Source organism: Rhodococcus sp. Q (assembly GCF_005503035.1).
GTDB lineage: Bacteria > Actinomycetota > Actinomycetes > Mycobacteriales > Mycobacteriaceae > Rhodococcus_G.
Genome location: NZ_SCOY01000046.1, coordinates 26,339 through 34,309, shown reverse-complemented (window position 1 = coordinate 34,309; position 7,971 = coordinate 26,339). Strand labels below are relative to the sequence as shown.

Genomic DNA, 7,971 nt, shown 5'->3' with positions numbered 1-7,971 from the left:
GCCCGCTGGACGGGGGCATCCGGAGTCGTCGCGGCAGCAGTCGGGGTCGGCAGCGTGGTTCCGGGCGCAGGGTGGACGCCGGATCCCACCGGCACCATCGTCAGCACTCCCGTCGTCAGATCGACCACGGCGACGGTGCCCATCGGACCGGCCGCCGGTCGCACCTCCATCACCCGGTCGACGTTGAATCCGGGCCAGGGCACCGCGTCCGGATCCACCGATTCGTCGGACACGGGTGCATCCAGCGGGTCGCCGTATTCGCATCGGACCTTCGGTTCGCCGTACTCGTCGATGAGGACGATGGTGCCCGATTCGAGAACGGCGTCGTGTCGCCGAGCGCGGCCGTCGTCGTAGCCGTAGCTGGTCACGCGGGTGTCCGCACGCAGCAGTACGGGCGTCAGCGATTCGACGAACCCGCGCACGTCGCTGACGCCCTGAACCCTGGCCCAGGCATTCAACTTCGCGGGATCACCCTCGAGTGTCCCGACCAGGCGCGCGGTGTCGCAGAGGGGACGCTCCAGGCTTCCGCCGTAGAGGCCGCCGCGGTCACCGGTGACGACGGGTGTCGATTCGCCCGGCAGTGCGGTGTCCGGTGGCCCGCTGGGCACGAGTACCGGGGTTTGTGCCGGCAGAAGTCGGTCCGTCCACGGTTGGTCGCCCGATGACGTGGTGGCGACGAGGGCAACCTCCTGCGGGGCGGAGCTCCGCGAGCATCCCGCCGCGAGTGCCAGAGTCACACAACCGGCCACCACCAATCCAACCGACCACACGCGGTGTGTGCCGGTCGCTCCGGTGCGACGTCGGGCTCGATCCGCAGCCCGCCCGCCGTTGTCGGGGGCCACTCGGTCATCGTAGGCCCGCGGGCGCCGCGACGCGCATCGCGCGGACTCAGTGCGCGGCGCTCGGTTCGAGAGTGTCGTCGACCTCGTCGGTCGAGGCGGGGGAGCGGCCCGGAATGAAGCACGCGATCAGCAGGGCGACCAGCGCGGCCCCGCCGCCGATCAGGAAGGTCGCGAGGAAGGCGCCCTCCGTGGGAACGTCGACCGGTCCGAGCGGCTTGGTGTTGCCGGTCAGGACGATGGTCATGACCGCAGCGGCGAGCGAGGTACCGACCAGGCGCATCAGTGAGTTCAGGCCGTTGGCGGCACCGGTCTCGTGCAGGGGCACGGCCCCCATGATCAGTGCGGGCATCGCTGCGTACGCGATCCCGATTCCCGCGCCGATGACGGTGGAGACCAGTGTGAGTTGCCAGAGCTCCTGCATCGCGATCGCGCCGAGCAGGTATCCGGCGGCGATCACGAGGGTGCCGACCATGAGTGTGATGCGCGGGCCGTGGCGTCCCGTGATCCGGGCCGATACGGGGGAGAGCAGCATCATCACGATTCCGCCGGGGGCCATGACGAGACCCGCGGTCACCATCGACTGGCCGAGGCCGTAGCCGGTTTCCGGTGGGGCCTGCAGCAACTGGGGGACCGTGAGCGCCATCGCGTACATCGCGAAGCCGACGAGGATCGACGCCGTGTTCGTCAGCAGCACCGTGCGTGACGCCGACACCCGCAGGTCGACGAGCGGCTCGGGGGTGCGCAGTTCGGCGAGGCCCCACAGTACGAAGAGCACGAGGGACGCGCTGCCGATTCCGAGGGTGAGGGGACTCGTCCAGCCCCAGCCGGAGCCCTGGGTCAGCGTTAGCAGCAGCAGGACGAGGGCTGCCGCGAGACCGACGGCACCGGGCACGTCGAACCGTCCCGGTCGGCGCACCGTCGACTCCGGAACGGCCACGACGATGGCCACGGCGACGAGGCTGCCGAGCACGGCGGCCGCCCAGAACAGCGCATGCCAGCTGTAGTTCTGGGCCGTCCAGGCGGCGAGTGGCAGTCCGACGGCTCCGCCGACGCCCATCGTCGAACTCATCACGGAAATCGCCGAGGCGACCTTCTCCTTGGGCACCTCGTCGCGGAGGATGCTGATGCCGAGCGGAATCGCTCCCGTCGCCGCACCCTGCAGTGCACGTCCGATGATGACGGGTACGACGGTGCTGCTCAGTGCGCACACCACGGATCCGACGACCAGAAAACCCATGGACACCAGGATCATTCGGCGCTTGCCGATCATGTCTCCGAGGCGACCGGAGATGGGGGTGACGACGGCGGCTGCGAGCAGTGTGGATGTCACCACCCACGACGCGGTCGACGCCGATGTGCCGAGGATGGTCGGCAGCGTGTGGACGAGGGGGACGACGAGGGTCTGCATCAGCGACACGACGATGCCCGCGAAGGCGAGGGCGGGAAGCATCAGCCGGGCCGCGCGGGTGTCGTCGGCAGTCACGGCGATCTCCTCAAGGCAGGTCGGGTGCAGGCCGGTCGGTCTGCGTGATGACGGGTCAGGATCGTGTGCACGATACACAGGGCGTGTATCGTGCACCACTTCGCCTGCGGCGGCAGCGGAACCGCTCGAATCCCGCCGTGCCCCTGCTCTTGTACGGTGACGTCGGCCGAGATTCGGCCCGATACGTCACCGAACTGGGAGTGTGCAGGGATGGGCATCAACGACGGACGCGTGGTCATCGTCACCGGAGCAGCCGGAGGCATCGGGCGCCAGCACGCGCTGGAATTCGCCAGGCAGGGCGCGAAGGTCGTCGTCAACGACCTCGGTCCGGCCGAGGACGTGGTCGAGGAGATCAAGGCCCTCGGTGGCGAGGCCGTCGCGAACAAGGACGACATCTCCGACTTCGACGGAGCGGGCCGGCTGGTACGCACCGCGATCGAGGAGTTCGGCACGCTGCACGTGCTCGTCAACAACGCGGGCATCCTGCGGGACAAGATGTTCGTGAACATGACCGTTGACCAGTGGGACGACGTCATGCGCGTGCACCTTCGCGGCACGTTCGCGCCCTCGCAGCACGCCGCGTCGTACTGGCGGGAACAGCACAAGGCCGGCACGCCCGTTGCGCATCCGCGGATCATCAACACGTCGTCGCCGTCCGGGCTGTACGGAAACCTCGGCCAGACGAACTACGGTGCCGCGAAGGCGGGCATCGCCGCGTTCACCGTCATCCTCGCCGACGAACTGGCTCGCCTCGGTGTCACGGTCAACGCGATCGCCCCGACCGCGCTCACCCAGATGACGGCCGGGCTGGACGGATTCGTCGCGGCGGCCGAAGCGGAGAAGGCCCGCACGGGGTTCGACGCGGCCGCTCCGGAGAACATCTCGCCGACCGTCGTGTGGCTCGGCTCGCCGGAGTCCGAGGGTGTCACCGGCCGGGTGTTCAACGTCCACGGTGGTTCGATCAGCGTCGCCGAGACCTGGGTTGCCGGTCCGAGTGTCTCGAAGGACGCCCGCTGGGATCCGGCGGAGCTCGGTGAGGTCATCCCCGCCCTCGTTGCGCAGGCCCGCCCCAACTCGACGATGGCAGGCACGACCCGCTCCTGACGGAAGCGCCGGACGGGGTTCCGCGATCGCCGGAATCCCGTCCGGTCCCGCCGGTTCAGCCCTCGCTGCGTCCGAGGAGGTCGAGGGCGAACTCCGCGTACTCCGTTGCGATCTGTTCGGGTGTCGACGGGCCGTCCGACCGGAACCACTGCGGCAGCGACGTGCACATCGTCGCGATGGCTCGACCGGCATCGTGTGGATGCCGTGTGGAGAGGTCGCCGTCCCGCACCGCGGCATCGATCTGCTCGTCGAGCAGGTACTGGATCTGATTGCGGGAAACCGTAATTCGCGTTCGATCGGGTTCCTCGACGCTGCGCATCTCGCTCGCCCCGATGAACGCGAGCTTGCGACGGTGCGTGTGGTAGAGCGCGAGTGCCTCCACGATCAGGGCCACCCGCCGCACAGCCGTTGCGCCTTCGTCGCGGGCGGCTCGTATCCGCCAGTGCAACTCGTCCATGGTGAGATCGAGCGCGCGGACCAACAGTGCCTGCTTGTCCCGGTAGTGGTGGTAGACCCCGGGGACACTCATTCCGGCCCGCCCGGCCAGTGCGCGGACGGTGGCGCCGTGGTAGCCGGTCTCGACGAACGCGTCGATCGCCGCGGCCAGAACCGGATCGACCTCCAGTGGTGGGAAGTCGCGCCAGTGCACTCCTGTCGAGGTGATGTCCGGGGCGTCGTGGGGCTCCCGTGGCGCGGCGGACCTCGGCACACCGCTGCTCCTGTGGTGCGACGGCATCGGCTCGTGGTGGTCGCCGAGCAGTCGGCCCGCGGTGGTGCCGACCGCCTCGGCGATGGCGCGAATACGTTCGACGCTGACCCCGGTCCTGCCGTTCTCTATCGCGCTGACCGTTGCCGGACTGACGTCGAGGCGCCGCGCCAGCTCGCGCACCGTCAGGTCCGCATCGAGCCGCGCGGCCCTGATCGCCGCCGGTGTGTCCTGCTTGTCGTCCACCGATCTCCCTCTCGTCGGCGCCGGGCTCGCCCGTCGTGTGCGAGGCCGCGTCCGGAACGTGTTCAGTATAACTGAACACGTCGGTGAGATCAGGGAATCTGAACGTCGATGATCGCGCCTGGCCGTGTGGGGATATTGCCACTACTACCAGTGTTGACCCGATTGACGCGCCTGTGGCACCCTGGCGTGCAGGCCGAGCGATCGCTCGGACGACGCGACCGAGGAGAGTTTCCGTGGCGATCGACCTGACCTATTCGCCCGACGTGGAGTCGCTGATCGAGCGGACCCGTGCGTTCACCCGGGACCACGTGCTGCCGATCGAGGACGAGCACGGAGGCGACATCGCCGTCGCAGGCGGCGACGAGATCCGGGTGAAGCTGCAGCAGGCGGCGAAGGACGCGGGCGTGTTCGCGCCGCACGCGCCGGTCGAGTACGGCGGCCACGGACTGAACATGTCCGACCGCGCCCCCGTGTTCGAGGAGGCCGGGTACTCGCTGTTCGGCCCGACCGCGCTCAACATCGCTGCCCCGGACGAGGGCAACGTCCACATGCTCGCGCACATCGCGAACCCGGAGCAGAAGGAGCAGTACCTCGCGCCCCTCGCCCACGGCGACGTGCGGTCGGCATTCGCGATGACCGAACCGGCGCCCGGCGCGGGAGCTGATCCGTCGGCGCTGACCACGCGTGCCGTCAAGGCCGACGGCGGCTGGCGGATCAGTGGGCACAAGTGGTTCATCACCGGTGCCGACGGAGCGGGGTTCTTCATCATCTTCGCCCGCACCGCGGGCGAGCCCGGCGACCGCGGCGGCGCGACGATGTTCCTCACGCCCGCGGACGCGCCCGGAATCCGGGTCGGGCGGCACATCGACACGCTCGACAAGTCCATGATCGGCGGGCACTGCGAGGTGTTCTTCGAGGACCTGCTGGTTCCGGACTCCGCGGTGCTCGGCGAGGTGGACCGCGGCTTCGAGTACGCGCAGGTGCGCCTCGGACCCGCTCGCATGACGCACGTGATGCGCTGGCTCGGTGCCGCTCGACGTGGGCACGACATCGCGGTCGACTACGTCGCGAAGCGTGAGGCGTTCGGTGGCAAGCTCGGTGACCTCGGCATGGTGCAGCAGATGGTCGCCGACAACGAGATCGACATCGCCGCTACGCGTGCGCTGCTGACCCGCGCGTGCTGGGAGCTGGATCAGGGCGACAAGGCAGCCAACTCGACGGCCATCGCCAAGACCTTCGCCGCGGAGGCCATCTTCCGGATCGTCGACCGCAGCGTCCAGATGTGCGGTGGCATGGGTGTCTCCGGCGACCTGCCGCTGGCGCGACTGTCCCGTGAGGTTCGCCCGTTCCGGGTGTACGACGGCCCGTCCGAGGTGCATCGCTGGGCGCTGGCCAAGCGCGTCGTCGGTGCGGCCAAGCGTGCACAGAAGGAGTCCTGATGAGCCTTCCCGGTATGGATGTCGCGGCACTGCGCCGGTTCCTGGTCGACAGTGGCGTCGACGTCGCCGGTGATCTGACGGTCGAGTTGGTCAGCGGTGGGCGCTCGAATCTGACGTTCAAGGCATCCGATGCGACGCACACCTGGATCGTGCGACGGCCTCCGACCAGTGGTCTGACGCCGTCGGCGCACGACATGGCGCGCGAGTTCCGCGTGACCAGCGCGCTGCAGGACTCGGCGGTGCCGGTGGCTAGGACCGTCGCGTTCGACGAGGAGGGCGCGGCACTCGGTGCACAGATGACTGTCGTCGAGTTCGTGGACGGTCGGGTCGTGCGTGACCAGGCCGACCTCGCCGCCCTGTCCGACACCGAAGTTCGCGACTCGACCCATGCACTCGTCCGGGTGCTGGCGGACCTGCACTCCGTGGACTACCGGGCCGCCGGGCTCGGCGAGTTCGGCAGGCCCGACGGGTTCGTGACGCGTCAGGTGAAGCTGTGGGCGGGCCAGTGGGATCGGGTGAAGACCCGCGAGTTGCCCGACGTCGCACGGCTGCATGCGCGCCTCGCCGAGTCCATCCCGGAGTCGTCCGCGGCGTCGATCGTGCACGGCGACTTCAGGATCGACAACACGATCCTCGATGCACGCGATCCGTCCACGGTGCGCGCGGTGGTGGACTGGGAGATGTCCACGCTCGGCGACCCGCTGACCGACGCCGCGCTCATGTGCGTGTACCGCACCCCGGTCTTCGATCTGGTCCTGGGTTCGGAGGCGGCGTGGACCAGTCCGCGGCTGCCGTCCCCGGACGAGCTCGCTCAGACGTACGCGACGGCGTCGGGCCGCGATCTCGGCGACTGGAACTTCTACCTGGCGTTGGCGAACTTCAAGCTCGGCGTGATCGGTGAGGGCATCACGCATCGGGCGCGGCAGGGGTCGGATGCGGGTAGCGGCGCCGAGCGGGCCGCGGAGGCCACCGGCGAATTCATGGCAGCGGGCCTGCGGGTCCTGACGGGAGCATCGGCATGAGCGAGAAGAGTGCACTGGTCACCGGGGCGTCCCGGGGAATCGGGTTCGGTATTGCGAACAGTCTTGCAGCGCAGGGTTGTTCGCTCACCATTTCGGCGCGGGACGAGCAGCGTCTCACCGAGGTCGCGGACACGCTCAAAGCGGCGGGGGCGCCCCGCGTGGTCGCCGTTGCGGGTGATCTCGCCGATCCGGATGCCGTCGGCGTTCTCACCGAGCGTCACGCCGCGGAGTTCGGTGCGATGGACGCACTGATCGTCAACGCGGGCGTCGGAACGGCGGGCGCGATCGGGGACTTCCCCATGCGGCGTTTCGACAAGACCCTCGCCGTGAACCTGCGCGCGCCGGTGCTGCTGCTGCAGCAGTGCCTGCCGCTGTTGCGTGCCGCTGCCACGGCGAATCCCGGTCGGGGCGCGAAGGTCGTCGCACTGTCGTCGATCACCGGGGTGTACTCGGAAGCGCAGCTCGGCGTGTACGGCGCGACGAAGGCCGCCCTGATCTCACTGGTGTCGACGTTCAACACCGAGGAGTCCGGGAACGGCGTGACGGCGACGGCGATCTCGCCGGCGTACGTCGACACCGACATGAGTGCGTGGATCCATGACAAGATCCCGGCCGAGGAGATGATCGAGGTCGGTGACATCGTCGAACTGGTCGATTCACTGCTCCGGTTGTCGTCGAAGGCGGTCGTTCCGAACATCGTGGTGACGCGGTCCGGAACGGACGGTCTGCGTGCCTGATCGGACGGCCACTCGGTAGTCGGCAAATATCCAGACAACCCCAGATTGATTAGACCAGGTCACAGACTGTGACCTGGTCACAATCATTTTGTGATCTTGCCTCCGGCGGTTGGGTGCCGCGCCCGCAGGGCGCCGACCTGGGGAAATCGCTCCCGGTCGCGCCCGGTGCAGGCCCGGAGGAATGCCGCCTGTTCGTTCGAACAGTTCGAAGTTGGACGCTTGTCGAAGGAAGTCACCAAACCGCCTCGCCGCACGTGGTCAACGCGGTAAGTTGCCTCGTGCGACGGGTGGCAACCGCTCCCGTCGTGGTCGGTAAGGCCGCCGTGGTCGGCGGGATGATTGTCTTTCGGGAGGGCGATCTGTGAGCACACAATGGAGCGACGGACACCGTG

General features: G+C 68.7%; 7 protein-coding genes. 4 read left to right on the top strand and 3 right to left on the bottom strand.

Annotated features, from left to right (window positions below; genetic code table 11):
* A partial coding sequence (locus FFS72_RS24655; protein ID WP_137876420.1) for a DUF6777 domain-containing protein occupies positions 1-737 on the bottom strand: 737 nt, incomplete at its 3' end.
* A 151-nt stretch (positions 738-888) separates the two neighbouring features.
* Positions 889-2,325, bottom strand: a complete 1,437-nt coding sequence (locus FFS72_RS24650; protein ID WP_349304004.1) for an MFS transporter — start codon at positions 2,323-2,325, stop codon at positions 889-891.
* Positions 2,326-2,535: 210 nt separating this feature from the next.
* Between FFS72_RS24650 and FFS72_RS24645 the strand changes: the two genes are divergently transcribed.
* Positions 2,536-3,429 carry an SDR family oxidoreductase gene (locus tag FFS72_RS24645; protein ID WP_050065787.1) on the top strand — a complete coding sequence of 298 codons (894 nt, stop codon included), beginning with the start codon at positions 2,536-2,538 and terminating at the stop codon, positions 3,427-3,429.
* Between the two features lie 55 nt (positions 3,430-3,484).
* Here FFS72_RS24645 and FFS72_RS24640 read toward each other — a convergent pair whose 3' ends face one another.
* Positions 3,485-4,381: a TetR-type transcription factor C-terminal domain-containing protein gene (locus FFS72_RS24640; protein WP_137876419.1), complete on the bottom strand. Its 897-nt coding sequence runs from the start codon at positions 4,379-4,381 to the stop codon at positions 3,485-3,487.
* 233 nt (positions 4,382-4,614) lie between these two features.
* Between FFS72_RS24640 and FFS72_RS24635 the strand changes: the two genes are divergently transcribed.
* Genes FFS72_RS24635 through FFS72_RS24625 form a run of 3 tightly spaced genes read left to right on the top strand, consistent with a single transcriptional unit; the run spans position 4,615 to position 7,579 of the window.
* Positions 4,615-5,820 carry an acyl-CoA dehydrogenase family protein gene (locus FFS72_RS24635; protein ID WP_137876418.1) on the top strand — a complete coding sequence of 402 codons (1,206 nt, stop codon included), beginning with the start codon at positions 4,615-4,617 and terminating at the stop codon, positions 5,818-5,820.
* Positions 5,820-6,842 carry a phosphotransferase family protein gene (locus FFS72_RS24630; protein ID WP_249353512.1) on the top strand — a complete coding sequence of 341 codons (1,023 nt, stop codon included), beginning with the start codon at positions 5,820-5,822 and terminating at the stop codon, positions 6,840-6,842. The genes FFS72_RS24635 and FFS72_RS24630 overlap by 1 nt, the downstream gene beginning before the upstream one ends.
* Positions 6,839-7,579, top strand: a complete 741-nt coding sequence (locus tag FFS72_RS24625; protein ID WP_137876416.1) for an SDR family NAD(P)-dependent oxidoreductase — start codon at positions 6,839-6,841, stop codon at positions 7,577-7,579. The genes FFS72_RS24630 and FFS72_RS24625 overlap by 4 nt, the downstream gene beginning before the upstream one ends.
* Positions 7,580-7,971: the final 392 nt, after the last annotated feature.